Annotated in this window: 14 protein-coding genes; 7 read left to right on the forward strand and 7 right to left on the reverse strand. The window is 72.7% G+C overall.

Annotated elements, in window-relative coordinates; all coding sequences use genetic code 11:
• The 4 genes from ACZ4UV_RS37545 to ACZ4UV_RS37560 form a co-directional block, all read right to left on the reverse strand.
• A complete protein-coding gene (locus ACZ4UV_RS37545; RefSeq protein WP_467844214.1) occupies window positions 1-1,572 on the reverse strand; it encodes an amino acid adenylation domain-containing protein in 1,572 nt (523 codons plus the stop codon).
• Window positions 1,566-13,670: an amino acid adenylation domain-containing protein gene (locus ACZ4UV_RS37550; RefSeq protein WP_467844217.1), complete on the reverse strand. Its 12,105-nt coding sequence runs from the start codon at window positions 13,668-13,670 to the stop codon at window positions 1,566-1,568. The genes ACZ4UV_RS37545 and ACZ4UV_RS37550 overlap by 7 nt, the downstream gene beginning before the upstream one ends.
• A gap of 10 nt (window positions 13,671-13,680) precedes the next feature.
• Window positions 13,681-13,866, reverse strand: a complete 186-nt coding sequence (locus tag ACZ4UV_RS37555; RefSeq protein WP_350782525.1) for an MbtH family protein — start codon at window positions 13,864-13,866, stop codon at window positions 13,681-13,683.
• 150 nt (window positions 13,867-14,016) lie between these two features.
• Window positions 14,017-14,277, reverse strand: a complete 261-nt coding sequence (locus tag ACZ4UV_RS37560) for an acyl carrier protein (protein WP_350782523.1) — start codon at window positions 14,275-14,277, stop codon at window positions 14,017-14,019.
• Window positions 14,278-14,764: 487 nt separating this feature from the next.
• Here ACZ4UV_RS37560 and panD point away from each other — a divergent pair, with 487 nt between their 5' ends.
• Window positions 14,765-15,184, forward strand: a complete 420-nt coding sequence (panD, locus tag ACZ4UV_RS37565; RefSeq protein ID WP_451016139.1) for an aspartate 1-decarboxylase — start codon at window positions 14,765-14,767, stop codon at window positions 15,182-15,184.
• A gap of 347 nt (window positions 15,185-15,531) precedes the next feature.
• Here panD and mug read toward each other — a convergent pair whose 3' ends face one another.
• A complete protein-coding gene (gene mug / locus ACZ4UV_RS37570; RefSeq protein WP_390047199.1) occupies window positions 15,532-16,020 on the reverse strand; it encodes a G/U mismatch-specific DNA glycosylase in 489 nt (162 codons plus the stop codon).
• 65 nt (window positions 16,021-16,085) lie between these two features.
• Window positions 16,086-17,531, reverse strand: a complete 1,446-nt coding sequence (gene purB / locus ACZ4UV_RS37575; protein ID WP_467844223.1) for an adenylosuccinate lyase — start codon at window positions 17,529-17,531, stop codon at window positions 16,086-16,088.
• Window positions 17,532-17,728: 197 nt separating this feature from the next.
• Here purB and ACZ4UV_RS37580 point away from each other — a divergent pair, with 197 nt between their 5' ends.
• The 6 genes from ACZ4UV_RS37580 to ACZ4UV_RS37605 all read left to right on the forward strand — a co-directional run bounded on the left by ACZ4UV_RS37580 (window position 17,729) and on the right by ACZ4UV_RS37605 (window position 21,601).
• A complete protein-coding gene (locus ACZ4UV_RS37580; protein WP_467844226.1) occupies window positions 17,729-17,926 on the forward strand; it encodes a hypothetical protein in 198 nt (65 codons plus the stop codon).
• Entirely contained in the window at window positions 17,923-18,615 is a 693-nt protein-coding gene (locus ACZ4UV_RS37585; protein WP_467844229.1) for a hypothetical protein, read from the forward strand. The genes ACZ4UV_RS37580 and ACZ4UV_RS37585 overlap by 4 nt, the downstream gene beginning before the upstream one ends.
• Complete coding sequence (locus tag ACZ4UV_RS37590; protein ID WP_467844232.1) at window positions 18,612-18,929, forward strand: hypothetical protein; 318 nt, start codon at window positions 18,612-18,614, stop codon at window positions 18,927-18,929. The genes ACZ4UV_RS37585 and ACZ4UV_RS37590 overlap by 4 nt, the downstream gene beginning before the upstream one ends.
• 88 nt (window positions 18,930-19,017) lie before the next feature.
• The gene (locus tag ACZ4UV_RS37595; RefSeq protein ID WP_467844235.1) at window positions 19,018-19,221 is read left to right on the forward strand and encodes a hypothetical protein; all 204 of its coding nucleotides are present in this window, start codon (window positions 19,018-19,020) and stop codon (window positions 19,219-19,221) included.
• On the forward strand, window positions 19,221-19,412 hold the full coding sequence (locus tag ACZ4UV_RS37600) for a DUF6257 family protein (RefSeq protein WP_467844238.1): 192 nt from the start codon (window positions 19,221-19,223) through the stop codon (window positions 19,410-19,412). The genes ACZ4UV_RS37595 and ACZ4UV_RS37600 overlap by 1 nt, the downstream gene beginning before the upstream one ends.
• An 86-nt stretch (window positions 19,413-19,498) precedes the next feature.
• Window positions 19,499-21,601 (forward strand): FtsK/SpoIIIE domain-containing protein, encoded by a 2,103-nt coding sequence (locus tag ACZ4UV_RS37605; protein ID WP_467844241.1) that lies wholly within the window; start codon window positions 19,499-19,501, stop codon window positions 21,599-21,601.
• A 211-nt stretch (window positions 21,602-21,812) separates the two neighbouring features.
• Here ACZ4UV_RS37605 and ACZ4UV_RS37610 read toward each other — a convergent pair whose 3' ends face one another.
• Complete coding sequence (locus ACZ4UV_RS37610; RefSeq protein ID WP_467844244.1) at window positions 21,813-21,959, reverse strand: hypothetical protein; 147 nt, start codon at window positions 21,957-21,959, stop codon at window positions 21,813-21,815.
• Window positions 21,960-21,994: the final 35 nt, after the last annotated feature.

Below are 21,994 nucleotides of genomic sequence, written 5' to 3' on the forward strand. Positions count from 1 at the left end.
TCAGATCCTCTCGGGCAGGGCGGCCGGGGCGGCGGGAACGGGGACGACGTCGAGCACGGCGAGGCTGCCGCGCCCCCAGGCGGGCTCGGGCAGCCGGCGCCGGTCCTCCTTGCCGTTGGCGTCCAGGGGCAGCGCGTCCAGCGCCACGTACTCGGAGGGCAGCATGTGGCGCGGCAGCCGCCCGGCGAGGAAACGGTGCACGTCGGCGGCGCGCAGCGGCCCCGTGTCACGCGGCACGACATAGGCGACGACACGTTTGTCGCCGGGCGGCGCGACGCGTGCGGTGACCAGGCAGGAGCGCACCTCGGGTGCCTCGCCGAGCGTCGCCTCGATCTCGCCGGGCTCGATGCGGAAGCCCCGGATCTTGACCTGGCTGTCGGCACGGCCGACGAACTCCACGGTGCCGTCGGGGCGTTTGCGGCCGAGGTCGCCGCTGCGGTACGCGCGCCGTCCCGTCTCGGGGTCGGTGACGTAACGCTCCGCGGTGAGCTCGGCGCGGTCGTGGTAGCCGCGGGAGACGGTCTCCCCGGCGATCCACAGCTCGCCGGTCGCGCCCGCCGGGAGGGGGCGTCCGCGCTCGTCCATGACGTGCAGGCTCGCGCCGGGGATCGGGGTGCCCAGTGGCAGCGGGGACTCCACCTGGTCCGGGTGGGTGAGCAGCCGGCGGCAGATGGCCACGGTGGTCTCGGTCGGCCCGTAGATGTGCGCCACCGTCAGCCCGGGGTTGGTCTCCAGCACCCGCCGCACCCGGGCCGGGGACACCACGTCACCGCCGGTGATCACGGTGCGCAGCGGCGCCAGCGCCTCGGGCACGTCGTCGGCGATCCGGTGGAAGAGGCCCGACGACAGCCACAGGTCGGTCACCTCCTCGCGGGCCAGCACCTCGCCCAGCTCCGCGGAGGTCAGCAGGCCGTCCGGCGGGAAGGCCAGGCAGGCGCCGCGCAGCAGCACCCCCCAGATCTCCAGCACCGACGCGTCGAAGGAGAACGAACTGCTCTGGAGCATGGTCCGGCCGGGCCCGAGCGCCGCGAAGTCCTGCCGCAGCGCGAAGGCGGTGACGTTGCGCTGCTCGACCAGCACCGCCTTGGGCAGGCCGGTCGATCCCGAGGTGTACATCGCGTACGCCAGGTCCGTGGGCGCGGACAGCTCCGCCGCACCGGGCGCGAAGGGGTCGTCGCCGTCGTCACCGGAGTCGGCGGCCGGGTCGAGGATCACGCAGTCCGCGAGGGCGGGCGGCAGGTCGCCGCCGTCGCCGGAGGACACCAGGACGCGGATGCCGCTGTCCCGGCGCATGTGCGTCAGCCGCTCCTGCGGGTACGTCAGGTCCATCGGCAGATAGGCGCAGCCCGCGCGGAGCACCGCCAGGGCCGACACCACGAAGCCCGGTGACGGGGTGGCGGCCACCCCGACCAGCTCCCCGGGCCGCACCCCGAGCCGGAGCAGACCGCGGGCGATCCGGGTCGCGGCCCGGTCCAGCTCGCCGTAGGTCATCCGGGTGCCGGGCGCGCGCAGCGCCACGGCGTCCGGGTCGCGCACCGCCCACCGGCGGAACGCGGCGTCGATCGTCACCATCGTGCGTCCTCCAATCCGACCCCGAGGTCGTGCAGCAGTTCTCGAAGGAAGTCCTCACCGGCGTCGGAGTTGGCGGTGACGACGAGGCCCAGACCGCGGTCCGGGTCGGCCCAGGTCAGCGAACGGAAGCCGGGGACGCCCCCGGTGTGTCCGAACCACCGGCGGCCGCCGTACGGCTTGCCCGCGGTGCCCAGGCCCCCCGGGGTGCCGGGGTGGGGGCGCAGCATCTCGGCCGCCGCCTCCGCACCCAGCAGGACCGCCGGGCCACCGGTGACCGCCCGCTGGATCTCGACGGCGACCCGGGCCAGGTCCCTGGGGGTGGACCACAGGCCGCCCGCGGCGGACTCCGGGTACAGGTGCCAGCCCTCCGGGTAGGGCGCGCCCGACGCCTGGTGGTTGCGGGCCAGCGTGGTGCCGGGCAGATCCGGCACGCGCGGCGCGAAGTCGCTGTCCCGCATGCCCAGCGGGTCCAGGACGAGCGCGCGCATCAGCGGCGCGAACTCCTGCCCCGTGACGTCCTGGAGCACCTGCTGCACCACGGTGAAGTTGCTGCTCGAGTACAGGTACGGCGATCCGGGCGGGCCCACGGGCCTGACCGGCGGGGTCAGCGAGGGCGGACCGCCGGCGAGGACCTGCGCCGGGCTGGGCATCGGCAGGCCCGCGCGGTAGCCGTCGTAGGACTGCGCGCCGAGTCCCGCGGTGTGGGTGAGCAGATGGCGCAGGGTGACCCCGTCACCGGGCAGCCGCCAGGAGGTGAGCATCCGGTTGACGTCGGTGTCGAGATCGAGCCGCCCGTCCTGGACCAGGGCCATCACGCCCAGCGCGGTGACGTGCTTGCTGATCGAGCCGACCTGGAAGACGGTGCGCTCGTCGACCTCGACCGGGTCGTCGGCCCCGAGGACCCCGAAGCCCCAGGCCCCGCGCAGGTCACCGTCGTCGATCAGGGCGATCGCCACGCCCGGTACCCGGTGCCGCAGCATCGGCAGCCTCGGGGCCGGAGCCCCCGCGAACAGCCGCCGCACGAAAGGCTCCGCCGGCACACGTGTCTCCTCGGGCGGGGCGGCGGCCAGGTCGGTGAGGTGTTCCAGGTGCCGTTCGGCCAGTTCGCGTACGGTGCCGGCGTCGAAGTGGTCGGCCGCGTAACGCCATTCGAGGTGCAGCTCGCCGTCGAGGACCGCCGCTTCGATCTCCACGAGGTGGGAGCGCCGCTGCTCCGGGTCGACGTGCTCGCCGAGCGACCGGGGAAGGGGCCGCAGCGGCGCGTCCCCGGCGGGAGCGGTGTCCCGGCGGCCGTGGTAGTTGAACGAGAGCTGTGCCGCCGGTGCGGTGCCGTCGTCCCCGCGCAGGTACCGGGCGAGTCCATGGCCGATGCCGCGCCCGGCGGGCGTGCGGGTGTGCTCGGCGACCACGTCGATCCAGGCGTCCATGGCGCCGGACTCCGGCCGGGTGAGCAGCAGCGGCTGCACACTGGTGAACCAGCCGACCGTGCGGGTGAGGTCGACGTCGTCGAACAGCGGCTCACGGCCGTGCCGTTCCACGTCGATCGCGCAGGTGTCACCGCCGGTGGCCTCGGTGAGCGTGCGGGCCAGTGCCGCCAGCATCAGGTGCTCCGGCTCGGCGCCGCGCCGCGCGGCGGCCTGGCGCAGCAGGCCCGCCGTGGCCCCGGCCGCGAGGACGACGCTCGTGGAGCGGGCCCGGCCCTCGGTGTTGTCACCGGCCTCCCGGTCCGCGGGCAGCGGCGTGACGGACGGACGCGGCAGCGCCCAGTAGGCGGCCTCGGGTGCGAACTCCGCGCTGTGCGCGTGCTCGCCCAGCCGCCGCGCCCAGTGCTGGACGGAGGTCGTCTTGGCGGGCAGTTCACCCCCGGCGCACAGGGTGGCGAGGTCCTCGACCAGGATGTGCCAGGACACGGTGTCGACGGCCACGTGGTGGACCACCAGCAGGAGCTGCCCGGTGTGCCGCAGCAGCACGGCACGCAGCAACGGCCCCCTGGCCAGGTCGAGTCCGCTGTGCGCGGCCTCCACCGCGGCGTCGGCCTCGTGTGGGGTGTCCACGACCGTGAGCGGGTCGTCGTGGCCGCCCGCCGGCGCCAGGTCCTGGTGCCAGCGGTCCTCCCCGCGGCTCCAGCGCAGCCGGAGCGCGTCGTGGTGGTCGATCAGGGTCCGCAGCGCGGCCCGCAGGACGTCGGGGCCGATCTCCGGAGCGGCGTGCAGGAGCCGGCTCTGGTTGAAGCGGTCGCGGGGCCCGACGGCGGCGTACTGGTGCTGGATCGGTCCGAAGGGGACCTCGCCGGTGACCGGGACCTGCTCGGCGTGGACGCTGGTGGAGCGGCCCTGGGCGGCCGCCTCGTCCGAGGCCGCGGCGAGGGAGGCGACCGTCGGGTGCTCGAAGACCATCTTCGGGGTGATGGACAGGCCCGCCTCACGCGCCTTGGCGACGGTGTGGATCAGCAGGATGGAATCCCCGCCCAGCGCGCGGAAGTTGTCGTGCACCCCGACGCGCGGCACCCCGAGGACCCGGCACCAGATCCGGGCGACGGCCTCCTCGGTCGCGGTGCGCGGAGCCACCTGGGACTCCGGTGCCACCTCGCGGGCGGCGGGGTCCGGATCGGGCAGGGCGGCCCGCTCCACCTTGCCGTTGGCGTTGAGCGGGACGGAGTCCACGGCGACGAGGAACCTCGGCACCATGACGTCGGGCAGCTCCGCGCGCAGGGCGGCGAGCGTACGGTCCGGGTCGTCGCCGCCGACGGTGTACCCGACGAGCGTTTTGGAACCGGCCACGGTCCGTACGTCGGCGACCGCGTCCCGGACGCCCGGCGCCCGGCGCAACGCGTCCTCGATCTCGCCGAGTTCGACGCGCACTCCGCCCAGCTTGACCTGGTGGTCGGCGCGGCCGGCGAACTCCAGGACGCCGTCGGCCCGTCGGCGTCCCAGGTCGCCGGTGCGGTAGAGCCGGGAGCCGGGCGGCCCGAAGGGGTCCGGCACGAACCGTTCGGCGGTCAGCCGGAACCGGCCGTGGTAGCCGCGGGCCAGCCCGGGGCCGCCGATGAAGAGTTCGCCGGTGGCGCCGGTCGGCAGGGGTTCCATCGCCGCGTCGAGGACGTGGACGGTGTTGTTGTCGATGGGCAGTCCCAGGGCCACCGCGCCCGTGTCGGGGACGGCGTCCTCGGCGGTGCACACACGGCAGGTCGAGTCGATGGACACCTCGGTGGCACCCCAGGTGTTGTCGAGGCTCACCCGCTCCCCGAACACCTCCAGGAACCGGCGCACCAGGGCGGGTCGCAGTGCCTCACCACTGGTGAGGACGGATCGCAGCCGGGACATCGACCGGGCCCGCTCCGGGGTGAGGATGTCCAGGAACACCTCCAGCACACTGGGCACGAACTGCACGTGCACCACGTCGTGCCGGGCGACGGACTCGGCGATCGCGTGGGCGTCACGGTGCGCCCCCGGCGGCAGCAGCACGACCTGGCCCCCGGTGATCAGCGGCCACAGGATCTCCACCGCCGCGTCGTCGAAACCGAGGGTGGTCTTGTGCAGGACGCCCTCGCCGGGCCGCAGCCCGTGCCGGCGCTGCATCCACGTCATGCGGTTGACCCAGCCCGCGTGGTGCGAGGCCACCGCCTTGGGCGCGCCGGTCGATCCCGAGGTGTAGTACAGCGAGCACAGATCGGCGGGCAGCGCGTCCGGCCGGGGACCGGAACCGGGTTCCTCCGGCCAGGCCGTGGGGTCGTCCAGCGCCAGGACGAGGGCGGCCGTGTCCTCGGGCAGTGCCGGGAGCAGCCGGGTCTGGGTGAGCACCACCCGGGCCCCGGAGTCGGCGAGCAGGTACGCCTGGCGCCGGGCGGGGTGGTCGGGGTCGACGGGCACGAAGGCGGCACCCGCCTTCAGGATGCCGAGCAGGCCCACCACGTGCTCGAAGGAGCGTTCGGTGCACAGGGCGACCAGGTCGCCGGGACGGACACCCTCCCGGTACAGCCGTGCGGCCACCCGGTCGGCCCGCGCCCCGAGTTCGGCGTAGGTCCAGGTGTCGGAGCCGAGCCTGACGGCGACGGCGTCCGGGGTGTCGGCGGTCTGCGCCGCGACCAGGGAGTGCAGGGTGCGGTCGTCCGGGAAGGGGACGGCGGTGTCGTTCCAGGTGTGGACGATCCGCTCGCGCTCCTCCGCCGACAGCATCGGGACCTCGGCGACCAGCGTCGGTCCCTCGGCGACGCCGGGGCCGTCCTGCTCGTCCGGGCCGGGGCTGTCTTCGGTGAGGCCGGTCAGCAGCTGCACGACCTGGGCGAGCAGCCGGTCGGCGGTGACCTCGTCGTAGTGGGACCTCTCGCAGCTCAGGCTGAGGGTCAGCCGGTCGGCGCGGGTGGCCTCCAGGACCAGCGGGTAGCCGGTGTCGCGGGCCTCGCCCTCGGCGACCGGGACGACGCCCTGCGGCAGACCGCCGGGGCCGGTGTCGGTGTAGACGAGCAGGCTGTCGAACAGCCGCCGTCCCGGCGCCACCTCGCTCGCCCGCTGCACGGCCGGCAGCGCGACATGGGCGCGCCCCGCGACCTCGGTGACCCGCTGCTGGACGTCGCGCAGCAGCTCGGTGAGGGGTGCCCCGGGGTCCACGTCGACGCGCAGCGGCAGGGTGTTCATCAGCAGACCCACCATCCGCTCGATCCCCTCCACGTCGCCGAAGCGGCCGGAGACGGTCGTGCCGAAGACGACGTCCCGCTCCCCGCTCGTCCGGCTCAGCAGCAGGGACCACGCGGTGTGGACCAGGGTGCCGACGGTGACGTGGTGGTGGCGGGCGGCCCGCTCCAGCTCGTCGCAGAGCGCCGCCGGCAGGGTGCGCCGGGCGTGCCACAGCCCCGTGGCGGCCCCGGTGGGACGGCTGCCGGGCAGGGGAGTGGGCCGGGTGAAACCCGCCAGGCGGGACCGCCAGTGGGCGCTCTCGCGCTCGGCCTCCTCGGGGGTGTCGTGCTCGGCGACCCGGCGCAGGTACTCCCGGTACGGCGGCGGGTCCGCGAGGACGGGCAGCCGGCCCGTCTCGTGACGGCTGCGGTAGACGGCGAACGCCTCGGAGAGCAGGGCGTGCAGGCTCCAGCCGTCGAAGACGACATGGTGGGTGGTCCACACGAAGCGGTGCCGGCCCTCGGCGACCCGGACCAGCAGCAAGCGGGAGGGCGGAGCGGCGCCGAGGTCGAAGACGGTCTTCTCCTCCGCCGCGATCAGCTCGGCGAGCCGCCCGGCACGCCGGTCCTCCGGGAGAGCGGTGAGGTCGGCGTAGCGGAAGCGCGGCGGCGCGGCGCCGCGGACGACCTGGACCGGGCGGGGCAGGTGGGCCCAGTGGAAGGTGGACCGCAGGATCGCGTGGCGGTCGACCAGATGGGCCCAGGCGTCCTCGAAGGCGGCCTGGTCGAAGTCGCCCTCGATGTCGACGGCGAACACACGCACGTAGTCGCCGGTCTCCGCCAGCGTGTCGAGGAACAGCCCGGTCTGCAGGGGCGACAGGGGCAGCACGTCCTCGGTGCCCTCCCTGCCCACGGTGTGCAGGAGCCCGTCCAGGGTCTCGGCGTCGAGCCCGGTGAACGCGAACGGCCGGGTCTCCGCGGGCGGCGTCGAAGCCGGTGCCTCGCCGCCGAGGGCCGCGAGTTCCGCCACCGTGGGGTGGGCGAAGATCTGCCGGGTGGTGACGGTGAGTCCAGCCTCCCGGGCGAGTGCCGAGACCGTGACCGCCTTGAGGGAGTTGCCGCCCAGTGCGAAGAAGTCGTCGTCCACCCCGATGTCGCCGGTGCCCAGCACCCGGGCCCAGATGTCGGCGAGGGCCCGTTCGACGGGTCCGCGGGGCGCGGTCCGCGCGGACGGGGCCTCCGGGGCCGCCTCCGGGGCGGGAAGCGCGGCACGGTCGATCTTGCCCGCCGGGCTGAGCGGCATCCTCTCCAGGACGACGAGCCGGTCGGGCACCATCGCCCGGGACACCTCGCCCCGCAGGAACGTCCGAACCTCGGCGGGGTCGGGCGCGTCGCCGGCGACATGGCCGACGAGGAACTCCTCGCCCGCCGCGTCCCGGTGGACGGTGACGGCGGCCAGCCGCACGTCCGGGTGGCGGGTCAACGCCTCCTCGATCTCGCCCAGTTCGATGCGGTGGCCGCGGATCTTGACCTGGTGGTCGTCCCGGCCCAGGAAGCGGATACGGCCGTCCGCCCGCCGCGCGGCCAGGTCACCGGTGCGGTACAGCCGGGTGCCGGGGGCGCCGAACGGGTCGGGCACGAACTGCCGCGCGGTCAGCCCGGCGCGCCCCAGATATCCGCGGGCCACGCCCGCGCCCCCGAGGTAGAGCTCGCCCGGCACGCCGATCGGCACCGGGCGCATGGCCTCGTCGAGGACGTGGGCGGAGGTGTTGGGCAGGGGGAGCCCGATGGTCACCTCGTCCTGGGCGGGGTCGACGTCGTCCCAGGTGGACCAGACGGTGGCCTCGGTCGGGCCGTAGACGTTGACCAGCCGGGGCAGGCCCGTACGCAGCTCGCCGGCCAGGGCGTGCGGCAGCGCCTCGCCGCCGACGAGGCCGACCTCGACGCCGTCCGCCGCGCCGAACCCGGCGGCCAGCAGCAGCCGCCACCCGGACGGGGTGGCCTGCACATGGCTGACCCGGTGCGTGTGGATCAGGGCCCGCTGGGCGGCGGCGTCCCAGCGTCCCTCCTCCGGGACCACCACGACCCGGCCGCCCGTGGTGAGCGGCACGAACATCTCCACGGTGGAGATGTCGAAGGACAGGGCGGTCAGTCCCAGCCACGTCTGCGGGCCGGTGGGCTCCAGCACGTGCGTCATGGCGGCCGTCAGGTGGGCCAGCGCCGCATGGGTGACCTCGACGCCCTTGGGACGGCCGGTGGAGCCGGAGGTGTACAGGACGTAGGCCACGTCGTCGCGGCCGGGACCGTCGCCGGTGCTCCCCGCCGCTTCCGCGGACGAGGGCTCCGGATGTGCCGGGTCGTCAGCGGTACCGACGCGGACGACGGTCACCCCGTCCGGGACGGACGGCGCGGGGGGTTCCTCGCTCGCGAGGAGGACCCGTACCCCGGAGTCCGACAGCACGAAGGCGGCCCGGGCGTCGGGGTACTCGGGGTCCAGCGGGACGTAGGCGCCGCCGGCCCGCCACACCGCGAGCACCGCGGCGATCATCGTCGCCGAGCGGTCCAGCCGCAGGCCCACCCGGTCACCCGGCCGTACCCCGGCGGCCCGCAGTCGCCGCGCCAGCCGCGTGGCCTCCTCGTCCAGGCGGGTGTACGTCCACTCCCGCGCGTCGTACACCACCGCCGCCGCGTGCGGCGTGCGCGTGCGCTGCTCCTCGATCATCGCGGGCACGGTCGTGGCGGCGGGGAACGCGTGCGTGGTGTCGTTCCAGCGGCGTACGACGGTGTCGTGGGCGGCGTCCGGAAGGATCGCCAACTCGCCGACCCGGGTGCCCGGTCGCTCCACGAAGGCGTCGAGCAGGCGGCCGAACGACGCCAGCAGACGCTCCGCGTCACCGGAGTCGACCCGGAGGTCGTCGTGGAGGAGCTGGAGGACGGCCCCCGCCGGGCCGGTACGGATGGTCAGCATCAGCGGATAGCCGCTGCTCTGGTGCACGGGGCCCATGCGCAGCGACAGCCCGCCCATATCGGCGCGCTCGGCCACCGCCAGGTTCTGCAGGACCAGGATGCTGTCGAACAGCTTCTTGTCGCCCGGCACGTCCGACCAGTCGTGGATGTCGGTCAGCGCGGTGTGCTCGACGTCGCGCAGCCCGGCCGACTGCCCGGCCAGGCGGCCCAGCCAGTCGTCGAGCCGGTCGTCGTCCTCCCAGCGCACGCGCACCGGAAGGGTGTTGGAGAGCAGCCCCACGATCTGCTCCACCTGCGGAAGGTCGACCGAACGCCCGGAGACGGTCAGTCCGAAGAGCACGTCACGGCTCCGGCTCCAGCGGCCCAACAGCAGGGCCCAGGCACCCTGGAACACGGTCCCGAGGGTGCACCCCCGCTCACGGGCGAGCCGCGACAGCGCCTCCGTCAGCTCCGGGGTCAGGGGGAGTTCGACCGTGCGGGCCGCTCCGGCGGGTGTGTCCGGGGACGCCGGTCGCACCACCGGGAGCGAGGTGGGCTCGACGAAACCGGCCAGGGCGTCGCGCCAGTACCGCTCGACGGCACGCGGGTCCTGTTCCGCCAGCCACTCCACGTAGGCGCGATGGGACACCGGTGCGGGCAGCTCGCGTGCGGGGCGCCCCGCCGTGCGGCGCGCGGTGGCGGTCGCGAAGACCTCGTTGAGAAGCGGACCGACGCTCCAGCCGTCGGCCAGGATGTGATGGTTGTGCCACACGAGGTGGTGGCGGTCGGGTCCGGTGCGGATGAGATGGAACCGCTGGGGCGGAACCCGGAACAGGTCGAAACCCGCGTCGCGTTCCTCGGCGAGCAGTGCCTCCAGGCGCCCCGGGATCTCGTCCGCCGGGAGCTGGGACCAGTCCAGGACGGTGAAGTCGGCCCGCACCTGGCGGTGCACGATCTGGAGCGGGCGCTCCAGGCCCTCCCAGCGGAAGGAGCAGCGCAGCGCGTCGTGCCGGTCCAGGACGTGCTGCCAGGCGGCGATCAGGCCGTCCTGGTCGAGGTCGCCCTCGATCTCCCAGCGGTACTGGGTGAAGTAGGAGTCCCCGCCGCCGTCGTGGAGGCTGTGGAACAGCATGCCCGCCTGGAGCGGGGTGCAGGGATAGATGTCCTGGACGTCCTCGGCGGAGAGCCCGGACAGGACCCGCTCCAGTCCCTCCCGGTCGAGACCGGCCAGCGGGAAGTCGCCCGGGTCCACGCCGCCGGCCGCCGCCCCGTCGTCCGACGCGACGGCGACGGCCGCCAGTTCGGACAGGGTCTGATGGGCGAAGACCTGGCGCGCGGTGAACACGTACCCCGCCTCCCGGGCCCGCGACACGAGGAACACGGCGGTCACCGAGTCGCCGCCCAGGGTGAAGAAGTTGTCCTGCGCCGCCACCGACGGGACGTCGAGCAGCCGGCTCCAGATGCCGGCCAGGACCCGCTCGGCCCCGGCGGCGGGCGGCCTGCGCTCCGCGGGAGCCTCGTTGCGCGGGGCGGGCAGACGACGGCGGTCGACCTTGCCGTTCGGCGACAGCGGCAGGCTCTCCAGCGGCACGAAGACGGCGGGCACCATCGCCACGGGCAGGGCGGCCGTGAGGTGGCGCTTCAGCGCGTCCTCCGTGACGTCCCCGACGACGTAACCGACGAGCCGGTCCCCGGCGGGACTGCGGTCCACCACGACCACGGCGTGCGCCACGTCCGGGTGCGCGGTCAACCGGGCCTCGATCTCGCCGAGTTCGATGCGGTGGCCGCGGATCTTGACCTGGTGGTCGTCGCGGCCGAAGAAGCGGATACGGCCGTCGGGGCGTCGCGCGCCCACGTCGCCCGAGCGGTACAGGCGCGCCCCGGGCGGTCCGAACGGGTCCGGCACGAAGGCGCCCGCCGTCAGCCCCGGCCGCGCGTGGTAACCGCGTCCGACCCCGGGCCCGCCCACGTACAGCTCACCCGGGACGCCGACGGGCACCGGGCGCATCGCGGCGTCGAGGACATGGACGGCGACCTGGTCGACGCCGGTGCCGACGGTGATGTCCGCGGCCGGGTCGGTGACGTCGTCGTACGTGGCCCACACCGTGGACTCGGTGGGCCCGTAGCAGTTGAGGACGCGTCCGGCCGCCAGGCGGAGTTCCGCGGCGAGCGCGGGCGGCAGCGACTCACCGCCGGTCATGGCGACCGCCAGCCGCGGCAGCCGCTGGGTCGAGGCGAGCAGGACCCGCCAGCCCGACGGGGTCGCCTGCACATGGGTGATCCCGTGCTCCCGGGCCGTGGCGACCGCGGCGTCACCGTCCTGCGCGGCCCCCTCCGGAGCCAGGACCACCCGGCCGCCGGTGGTGAGCGGCAGGAACATCTCGACCAGCGCGATGTCGAACCCGATGCCGGTCAGGCCGAGCCACACGTCGTCCGCGCCGGCATCGAGCCGACGCGCGGTGCCGCGGAGGAAGTTGACGAGCCCCCGGTGCTCGATCGCCACGGCCTTGGGGCGGCCGGTGGAGCCCGAGGTGTACATCAGATAGGCGAGGTCGTCGGCGCGCGGCGCGTCGTGGTCCCGCGGCGCGGGCACGGTGCCGGTGGCGAGGTCCTCGGAGCCGGGGCCGACGTGCAGCGACGGAACCGCGCCGAACAGCGCGCCCCGCCCCGGTTCGGTGACCACGAGCGTGGCCCCCGCGTCCTCCACCATGGTCCGCAGGCGTTCCTCGGGGTGATCCAGAGGCAGGGGCAGGAAGGCGCAGCCGGCCTTCCACACCCCGAGCAGCGTGGCCACCAGCCGCTCGGAGCGGGGCAGATGGATCCCCACCAGCGCGCCGGGTCCCGGCACGGCCGCGCGGAGCCGTGCAGCGGTACGGTCCGACAGCTCGTCCAGTTCCCGGTAGGTGAGGCGGGTTCCGCCCGCGGTGACCGCGGTGGCGTCGGGCGTGGCGGCGGCGACGGCCGCGAAGAGGTCCAGCACGGTGCCGTCGGGCGTCGCGGCTCCGGAGCCCAGGGAGTCCTCGACCACACGGGCGAGCTCATCGTCGGCGAGCAGCTCCACCTGGCCGACGGTGGTGTCGGGCGCGGCCACCGCGCGGCTCAGCACCTCGACCAGCGAGTCCAGCATCCGTTCCACCGTCGCCGGCTCGAACAGCGTGCTCTCACCCACCAGGTCGAGCCGGACCCCCTCGTCGAGGTTCGCCGCGACCAACGACAGGTCCACCTTCGCGGACGCCATGCCGATGCGCTCGCGCTCGACCGTGACACCGGGCAGGTCCCACACGTGCTCACGCGACTCGATGCACTGGTACATGACCTGCGACAGCGGATTGCGGGAGGCGTCCCGGGGATGCCCGGAGTCCGCGACCAACTGCTCGAAGGTGACGTCCTGGTGTTCCAGGGCCCCGAGAACCACCGCGTTCATGCGCCGCACCAGCGTGGCGAAGCCGGGGTCGTCGCTGACGTCCACGGCCAGCGGCAGGGTGTTCGCCATCATGCCGATGAGCGGTTCGGTGTCACCGACGACCCGGCCCGAGACCGGCGTCAGCACCGAGAAGCGGTCCTGTCCACCGCTCCAGCGGTGCAGATAGCCCGCGAAGACCGACAGCAGGGCGGTGAAGAGGGTGACGTTGTGCCGCCGGGCGAAGTCCCGCAGCGCCGCACTGACCTCGGGGGACAGCAGCCGGCGGGCGCCGTGCCCCCAGAACGACGGGGTGGGGGGACGCACATGGTCGGTGGGCAGTTCCAGGACCGGCGGCACCCCGTCCAGCGCCGCACGCCAGTAGGCGAGCTGCCGCTCCAGCAGGTCACCGGAGAGCCGCTCCGACTGCCAGTGCGCGTAGTCCCGGTACGACACCGGAAGCTCCGGCAACACCTTCGCGAGGTCGGTGACCCCCCGCGCGGACGCCGCGTACAGGGCGCCGAACTCGCGGCCCAGCACACCGCACGACCATTCGTCGGCGACGCAGTGGTGCATGTTCAGCACCAGGACGTGAGTGCTGTCGTCGCAGGTGACCAGGACGGCCCGGAAGACGGGGCCGCGTTCCAGGTCGAAGGGCCCCGCGATCTCCTCCTCGGCCACCCGCACGGCCGCCGCCGACCGCGCGACCGGGGGAAGATGCGACAGGTCGACCGTGCGCAGCGCGGCCGGGGCGGGCGGCAGCGGGACCTGACGGGGCGGGCTGTCGTCCCGGAACACCATGCGCAGCGTCTCGTGCCGCTCCACCAGGGCGTCAAGCGCCCGGCGGACCGCGTCGCGGTCCAGCGCCCCGGTCAGGCGCAGGACGCGGTGGACGCTGAAGGTGGAGTTGTCGGACAACAGGCGGTCCGCGACCCACAGGTTGTGCTGGACGGGCGCCAACGGGGCGCCCTCGGTGCCAGGACGGCGCGGTACGGCGCTCGGGGCACCCACGGGCGCCGCAGCGGTTCGAGACCTCCCGAGCAGCCGCTGCTTGAGCAACTCACGCTTCTCGGCGGTCAGTTCCCTCTTCATCGCAGCCGGCTCTTCCACCCCGGCGGCTTCTCCGGTCCACGTCGTCATGGCAGTTCGGTCACCGCGCCTGGCGGAGGCTGAGCGGCCGCATGTCGGTCCAGACCCGCTCGACGTGGTCGAGGCAGTCCTCCTTGGTGCCGGAGGTGCCCTCGTCGAACCACCCGTCGGGCAGGTCCCGTCCCTCGGGCCAGATCGAATACTGCTCCTCGCCGTTCACCACCACGCGATACGTCTGAGCCACCATGTCCTCACCTCTCGAAAAGTCATTGCGGACGTACGATCGGACGACCGGCATCGTCACGGGCCGGCCCGGAGCCCGCCGTACCGGATCGGCCGGGCGGGTCCGCGTTGCAGAACGGGCTGGTCGAGCCGGAGCGGCCGACCGCCCGGGGCGCTACGAAGCCAGGCGGCGCACCGCCACGAGGGCGAGCGCGTCGGCGTTCCGCTCCCGGAACAGGTCGCGGACCGTGATCCGCACACCCAGCCGCGAGCTGATGAGGGACACCGCGCGGGCGGCCGTCAGCGAGTCACCACCGATGTCCAGGAACCCACTGCCGGTGTCGGGCACCTCCGTCGCGCCCAGCACCTCCTGGAAGACCACGGCGATCTTCCCGGCGATCTCCTGGGCCTCCTGTGTCGTGATTTCCACCGTCACCCTCTGCTCCCTTCAAGGCCGAATCATTCGGGATTCCGTGATTCTGCGATGCGGTGATTCCGCGATTCCGCGGTATTGCGACCGAGGCCATTTCCGTGCCCTCGACGCTTCCTCACTGTGACCGCGATACGGACGCCGGCTCCAGCCCCGCCCCCGCTCATCAACCTGCACGGCATGAAAGTGAGTGGGCGACATACGGCACCCGAGGAGCCGGTGGGAGACACCCTGACCAGCGACAAAAGGGCGTGAGGGTGCTTGCTCGGCCAGGTGGAGATCTTCCCGGAGTTGTCACGGAAATCCGCCTCTACCGAAACTGAATTTCTGCTGGAATGCTCGTTCACCGCCGCCCAGGATCCTCTGGAACGGGCTCACGTCGGTCATGCACGGGCCGATTCCCACGGCCGGTATCGAATTTCTCGTGCGCTCGCCCGGCGAGCCGCGGGAAAGCCGCGACAGCAGAAGGCGCCCACCCCGAAAGGCGACAGCCATGTTCCGAACCATGCTCAAGTCGAAGATCCACCGGGCCACGATCACCCAGTGCGATCTGAACTACGTCGGATCCCTGACCCTCGACGCCGACCTCATGGACGCCGCCGACCTGCTCCCCGGCGAGCTGATCCACCTCGTGGACATCAACAACGGCAGCCGGTTCGAGACCTACGTGATCGAGGGCCCCCGGGGCAGCGGCATCATCGGCGTCAACGGCGCCGCGGCCCGCCTCGTCCAGAACGGCGACCTCGTGATCATCATCGCCTACGCGGCGGTACCGGCCGCCGACGCGGCGAAGGTCGAGCCCAGGGTCGTCTTCGTCAACGAGCGCAACGAGATCATCGACGAGGGCACGGCCCTCAGCACAGCCCCTGGCGGCCGCGGCCTGCTCGACGGCAGCGAGACGCACGCGGTCTGACCGAAGGCGGACTCGGGTGACGGATGGTGAAGAGGTACGACCCGTACCTCTTCACCATCCGTCACCGCACACGCCACCGGCGTCGTCGGCTCGGCCAGGGCGGCTCGGCCGGCGCGCTCGCCGTCGGCGTGGCTACCGGTAAGCCGACCGGCGCCCCGGTGAGTAACTTCGCGGCCTTGAGGCTAAGGGCTGTCCCGTAATCCCCGGCGGGCGCACGACGACAGCTACGGCACCTCGCAGCGTTGTCGGGCTCGCCCGAATACGCCCAGTATGAGGACGACCCTCCGCCTTGCGATGCACCGCATCTGACGCCGCGCGCTGATCCACCAGGGATTACGGGACAGCCCTTAGTCCTCCGCCGCCACCCGCAGCCGCCCGAACTCCTCCGCCATCGTCGCCGCCGTCCAGTGCGCGTTCAGCCCGCTGGGGTTCGGCAGCACCCACACGCGCGTGTCCCCGATCGTCCGCTCCTGCGGACCGACTTGGGCCCCGCGGTCGGCGAAGGCGGCCCGGTAGGCCGTGACGCCCACCACCGCCAGCCACCTCGGCCGGACCCGCGTCACCTTGGCCGTCAGCAGGCGCCCGCCCTCGGCGTACTCCTCGGCCGTCAGCTCGTCGGCCCGCGCGGTCGCCCGCGCCACCACGTTCGTGATGCCCAGCCCGTACGACAGCAACTCGCCCTGTTCCGCGGGCTTCAGCAGCCTCGGGGTGAAGCCGGACAGGTGCAGGACCGGCCAGAAGCGGTTGCCGGGTCGGGCGAAGTGGTGACCGGTGGCCGCCGTCATCAGGCCGGGGTTGATCCCGCAGAACAGGACGTGGAGGCCGTCCGCGAGCACGTCGGGGACGAGACGGTCGCGGGCGGCCTCCAGTTCCGCCGCGGTGAAGCGGGGGGAACGGCCGGTCAGAGGATCGCTCCGGGGGTGTATCCGGCGGCCTCGGGGTGCTGCTTGACGATCTCCTCGATCCGGCCGACGACGACACCGACCTGGGCGGCGGCCGCGCCCGTGAAGGACAGCTTGTCGGCCATCAGGGCGGCGAGCTGCCCACGGTCCAGCGGCAGCCGTTCGTCGGCGGTGAGCTTGTCGAGCAGGTCGTTGCGCTCGGCACCCTGCTCACGCATCGCGAGCGCGGTGGCGACGGCGTTCTCCTTGATCGCCTCGTGGGCGACCTCACGGCCGACACCCGCGCGCACCGCGCCCATCAGCACCTTGGTGGTGGCCAGGAAGGGGAGGTAGCGGTCCAGTTCCCGGGCGATGACGGCCGGGAAGGCGCCGAACTCGTCGAGGACCGTCAGGAACGTCTCCAGCAGACCGTCGAGCGCGAAGAAGGCGTCCGGCAGGGCCACCCGGCGCACCACCGAGCAGGACACGTCGCCCTCGTTCCACTGGTCGCCCGCCAGCTCGCCGGTCATCGAGGCGTAGCCCCGCAGGATGACCATGAGGCCGTTGACGCGCTCGCAGGACCGCGTGTTCATCTTGTGCGGCATCGCCGAGGACCCGACCTGGCCGGGCTTGAAGCCCTCGGTGACCAGCTCGTGCCCGGCCATCAGCCGGATCGTCTTGGCGAGGGAGGACGGGGCGGCGGCCAGCTGGACGAGCGCGGTCACGACCTCGTAGTCCAGCGAGCGCGGGTACACCTGGCCGACCGATGTGAACGCCTGCGAGAAGCCGAGGTGCCCCGCGATCCGGTCCTCCAGCTCGGCCAGCTTGGCCGCGTCGCCGCCCAGCAGGTCCAGCATGTCCTGGGCCGTGCCCACCGGGCCCTTGATGCCGCGCAGCGGGTAACGGCCGAGGAGCTCCTCGACGCGGCCGTACGCCACCAGCAGCTCGTCGGCGGCGGTCGCGAAACGCTTGCCGAGGGTGGTGGCCTGTGCGGCCACGTTGTGCGAGCGGCCGGCCATGACCAGCTCGGCGTACTCGCCGGCCAGCCTGCCCAGGCGGGCCAGGACGGCCGTCGTACGGTCCCGCATCAGCTCGAGCGAGAGCCGGATCTGGAGCTGCTCGACGTTCTCCGTCAGGTCCCGGGACGTCATGCCCTTGTGCACGTGCTCGTGCCCGGCGAGGGCGTTGAACTCCTCGATCCGCGCCTTCACGTCGTGCCGGGTGACCTTCTCGCGCTCGGCGATGGAGGCCAGGTCGACGGTGTCGAGAACCCGCTCGTAGTCGGCGATCGCGGCGTCCGGCACCTCGATCCCGAGGTCCTTCTGGGCCCGCAGCACGGCGAGCCAGAGCTGCCGCTCCAGCTTCACCTTCTGCTCGGGCGACCAGAGCGTGGCGAGCTCGGCGGAGGCGTAGCGTCCGGCGAGGACGTTCGGAATGCGGGGCTTGGCGGGCGCGGCTGAAGTCACGTGTACGGAGTTTACCCACCGTCCGCGGTGCTCCGTCACCGTCTACACAGGGTGAGAACGTCCAGGTCAGGGGCTCCGAGTCCGTCGACCCTCGCACAGTCCGTGAGACAAGCGTGAGACGGCGGCGGCCCCGGACTGGTGAACCCATCACCAGCCTGGGCCTTGATCCAGACCCTTCTGATCAAGGAGCCAGACCCATGGAAAACGTACCCACCCCGCGCCAGGAACTCGACGAGACCGCCCGCCGCCACGTCGCCATTGCCCGTCAGCTGCTCGTCGAGACGGATGGGCTCGACTACACCGAACTCAGCGCGCAGGACCTGTGTCGTCTCGTCGGCCGACTGGAGGTCGTCGTCGCCATGCTGATCCTCACCGTCGAAGGCGGCGACCAGTGACCGACCAGGATCACGACCTCACGCGCACGTGGCTGCGCAGACTGTCCCTCGCCGCCGGGATCGCCTTCACCGCCACCGCCGAATACGACCTCGCCCGTACCCTCGGCGCGCACCCGGTCATCGCCGCCATGCTGCCCGTCGCCATCGACGCGTACGTGGTCGCCGCCCTGCGATGGTTCCGCGCACTCGACGTCACCCTGTCGCTCGGGCTGATGTGCGCCGCGCAGGTCGCGGCACACGCCCTGGAGGCGGGCGTCATCACGGTCACCTTCCGTCTCGTGGTGGTCGTCTCGCTGCTCGTCCCCGTGGCGCTGTGGCGTACCCATGCCCTCGCCCGGAGCGAGTCCGAGGTGACCACGCCCGAAGCGCCGCGCAGGCCCGCGCAGGTGGTCACTCCGCCGTCCGCTCTGCCCGACCCGCTGCCGTTCGCCTGGGCCGACGTCACTGCCACTCAGACGACCAGCAAGGTGACCACTTCCCTCCCCGCCGCCACCCCCCGGAGGGTGGTCACCGAGGTGGTCACCCTCACCCCCGCTGAGCTGCGGAAAAGGGCACTCAAGCTGAACCGGGAAGTGGTCACCGCGACCGGACGGAAGGTGACCATCGATCGCCTGCGTTCGGAGTTCGACCTGTCTCGCCGTGAAGCGGCCGAACTGCGGCGCGAGATCGTCGAGGGGAAGCGGTCATGAACACCCCCGACTACACGCCGTCGCGTGACCGCCTCCGGCCGATCGGTATGACCAGCACCGGCCAGCCGATCTACCCGTGGCCGACCACCCCGGCGCCGGTACCTCTGCCCCCGATCAAGGCGTACCCGGTCGGTACGTACGTCGGGCTCGGCTGCCTCGGCGTCGTCGCCCTGGCGATCGTCGGCGCGGTCATCATCGCCATCCTCATCGGCCTGTCCATCGCCTTGGTGGTGCTGGCCATCGCCGTCGTCGCCCTGACCATCTGCGTCCTGGTGCTGCGCTCGATGTGGCGCGACCACCTCGCGGGCCGCTGACGTCCGGCCCTCCTGTCCTGCACGGCCTCCATGACCGTGCAGGTGCGGAGGGGCCGGACAGCCCGGCCCGCCACCCGAGAGGAACCACATGGCCGAGATCACCGACCGGATGCGCCGCCAGGCCGACGCCAACCGGGAGGCCGCCGTCTGGGCCCGCGCCCACGGCAACGAGCAGCGGGCCAAGCAGTTGGAGGACCGGGCTGACGAATTGGAGTCCGGCCGGGTCACCGACGTCACCGACAAGGTCAGCGCCCTCATCAGGGCCCTCGGCCCCTCCGGTCGCCGCCGCTGATGGCCGACGACGACCTGAGCTTCTCCGACTTCACGGTGGGCGAACAGCTCCGTATCGGCGCCCTCACGGCGCGGATGGCGAAGCGCGGCCTGGCCGACGACGGCACCGGCAACGTCGACATCAGCGATTTGCAGCGCCGCATCGAGCGGATCGAGGACGGCGCCCGCCGTCGTAAGAAGACCCGCATGTAGCTACACCCCGGGTCGGCCGTCACCTTGGCCGGACGTCGGCCGACCCGGGCCTCCCAACCCCCAGCAAGAGGCAGGGAGCCCTCAGCATGACCGAGAACGTGACCCAGCTCCACAAGACCCCGCCGCCCGGCATGTCCACGGACACCCTCACCGAGACGGTCATCGACGTCATCCACGACGCCGAGCCACAGCCTGTCGACCCGCCCAGCCCGGCTCCTGAACCTGGTAGCTGGCTCGCCGAACGGAAGGCCTACCTTGCCGACGCCCCGCCCGTCGTACCCGCCGCCTTCCGCCGCTGGGACACCTTCAAGGACGCCACCCGCTGGACCGTCTCCTACTACGCCCACGTCAGCGCCTTCCACACCGTCAGGGCGCCCGCCTACCTCGCCCGCCTGCTGCTGCGCTCCCCCCGCGGTGCTGGCCGGCTGATCGTCCGCTGGGGAAAGTGGGTCGCCGACACCGAAGCCCGGCCCGTCGAGGCCAAGGCCGCCGCCATGGCGGACATCGAGGCGTGGATGGCCCTGTCCCGGGAGCACTCCCGCCGGGTCCGGCCCAGGCGCATCGCCTCCCTGGCCGTCGCCGCCACCACCAGCATCACCACCCTGACCGCCGCGTTCCTGGTGCCCGGCTGGACCCTCACGGCAGCCGTCGCCGCCGCAGCACTCGCCGGGCTGAACGGGAAGAAGGGCGGCGACAAGCCCCTGGTCACCCGCTACGTCGCCAAGAACGTGATGCGCCGCCTCGACTCCACCGAGGTGTTCGACGCGCTCGCCGCGATCGGTATCGAGGGCAAGAAGGGCCGCAAGGGTGTGGAGTTCGTCTCCGAGGTCATGCGCGACGGCCCCGGCTGGCGCGCCGAGATCGACCTCCCGCCCGGCGTCGAGGCCACCGCCGTCCTGGAGAAGCGGGCCGCGCTCGCCGCCGCCATGCGCCGCCCCATCAGCACGGTGTGGCCCGAAGCCGACCGCACCGCCCACCCCGGCCGCCTCGTCCTGTGGGTTGCCCAGCGGGACCCGGCGAAGACGGGCCGCAAGCTGTGGCCGCTCATGAAGTCCGGCCAGGCTGACGTGTACGAGCCGCTGCCCTTTGGGTTCGACCCTCGCGGCAACCTCATCACCATCACCCTGATGTACTCCAACCTGCTGGTCGGAGGCATCCCCGGCTCCGGTAAGACCTCGTGCGCCTTGGCGATCGTCCTCGGCGTCGCCCTCGACCTCACCGCGGAACTCTGGATCTACGAGCTCAAGGGGTCCGGAGACCTCGACTCCGTCAAGCCCATCTGCCACTGCTACGTATCTGGCGACGAAGACGAAGACCTGGAGGCCGCGCTCAACGGGATGCGCTCGGGGATCGCCGAGTACCAGCGGCGCGCCGCGTTCATCCGCTCCCTGCCCGCTTCCGAGGTCCCCGAAGGCCGCAAGGTCACCCGCGCGCTCGCCGAGAAGTACCCCGAGCAGAACCTCGGACCGCGTGTCATCGTCATCGACGAGGTGCAGGAACTGTTCACCCACGCCGAGTACAAGGAGGAAGCCGCCGCCCTGGCCACCCGCCTCATCAAGAAGGCCCGCGCCTACGGGATCATCCTCATCCTGCTCACCCAGAACCCCGACGCACCGTCCCTGCCCACCTCGGTCTCTTCGTCGGTCGGCACCCGCCTGTGCCTGGCGGTCATGGACTGGCGGGCCAACAACAACGTCCTGGGCACCAGCGCCTATGAGCGGGGCCTGCGCGCCACAGACATCAGCGTCGACGAGCAGGGCACCGGCATCCTCGCCCGTGGCCGCGAAGGCATCACCGTGCGCGCCGCGTTCATCAAGCAGACCGAGGCCGAGGACATCGCCAAGCGCGCCCTCGCGCTGCGTACGGCGACCGGCACCCTGTCCGGGCAGTCCGTCGGCCAGCAGATCGAGACACTGGACGTCGAGACGGTCGTCGATCACCTGCGCGCCGTGTGGCCGGACGGAGTCGAGACGGTCCACTCCCACCGCCTCGTCGAAGCCCTCGCCCGCCTTCGGCACGACCTGTACGGACCGTGGACGGATCTGGACACCGTCGCCTCGTCTACCGCACTCAGCGCCGCCCTGAAGCCCTTCAAGATCTCCACCAAGCAGATCACCATCAGGGAGTGCTGCGGTGGCGCCAAGGGCCTCCGCTACACCGACCTCCCGGACACCGAGGACGTTGAGTAGGGCCCCTCCAGCCGGTTTCGGGGAGGGGTTGAGGTTTCACCCCGGCCCGAAGCTGGTTTCGCCCTCGATATCGGGCCTGAGCTGGGAAGTTTCGGGTTTCGTAGGCATCCCTATAGGGCGGAAACCCTGCCCTATGGCGGCCTCGCCGTACCTGCCCAGCCCGAAGTCACACGGCCCCCGCCTTGCCGAGGCGGGGGCCTTTCGCGACTGCCTACTTCTGCTCGGGACACTCCGTCGGCTGGCCCGGCACGGTGATGTGGCGAGGGGCGACGCTCTCGCCACTCGCGTTCGCAGCGCCGAGGCTTACGGGGAGGCCGCAGTCCTTGCAGAAGGTGACGCCGTCGGGCTCCTTGACCATGATCTCTGCCTTCCTAGTTAAGCTTGCTCTCGTCC

This window comes from Streptomyces sp. NPDC028289 (genome assembly GCF_055565975.1).

What these genes read in the sequence shown, in the direction of transcription:
- ACZ4UV_RS37545 (WP_467844214.1), bottom strand. Translation starts at nt 1,572, where the DNA reads ATGGTGACGATCGACGCCGCGTTCCGCCGGTGGGCGGTGCGCGACCCG.
- ACZ4UV_RS37550 (WP_467844217.1), bottom strand. Translation starts at nt 13,670, where the DNA reads ATGACGACGTGGACCGGAGAAGCCGCCGGGGTGGAAGAGCCGGCTGCG.
- ACZ4UV_RS37555 (WP_350782525.1), bottom strand. Translation starts at nt 13,866, where the DNA reads ATGGTGGCTCAGACGTATCGCGTGGTGGTGAACGGCGAGGAGCAGTAT.
- panD (WP_451016139.1), top strand. Translation starts at nt 14,765, where the DNA reads ATGTTCCGAACCATGCTCAAGTCGAAGATCCACCGGGCCACGATCACC.
- ACZ4UV_RS37580 (WP_467844226.1), top strand. Translation starts at nt 17,729, where the DNA reads ATGGAAAACGTACCCACCCCGCGCCAGGAACTCGACGAGACCGCCCGC.
- ACZ4UV_RS37590 (WP_467844232.1), top strand. Translation starts at nt 18,612, where the DNA reads ATGAACACCCCCGACTACACGCCGTCGCGTGACCGCCTCCGGCCGATC.
- ACZ4UV_RS37595 (WP_467844235.1), top strand. Translation starts at nt 19,018, where the DNA reads ATGGCCGAGATCACCGACCGGATGCGCCGCCAGGCCGACGCCAACCGG.
- ACZ4UV_RS37600 (WP_467844238.1), top strand. Translation starts at nt 19,221, where the DNA reads ATGGCCGACGACGACCTGAGCTTCTCCGACTTCACGGTGGGCGAACAG.
- ACZ4UV_RS37605 (WP_467844241.1), top strand. Translation starts at nt 19,499, where the DNA reads ATGACCGAGAACGTGACCCAGCTCCACAAGACCCCGCCGCCCGGCATG.
- ACZ4UV_RS37610 (WP_467844244.1), bottom strand. Translation starts at nt 21,959, where the DNA reads ATGGTCAAGGAGCCCGACGGCGTCACCTTCTGCAAGGACTGCGGCCTC.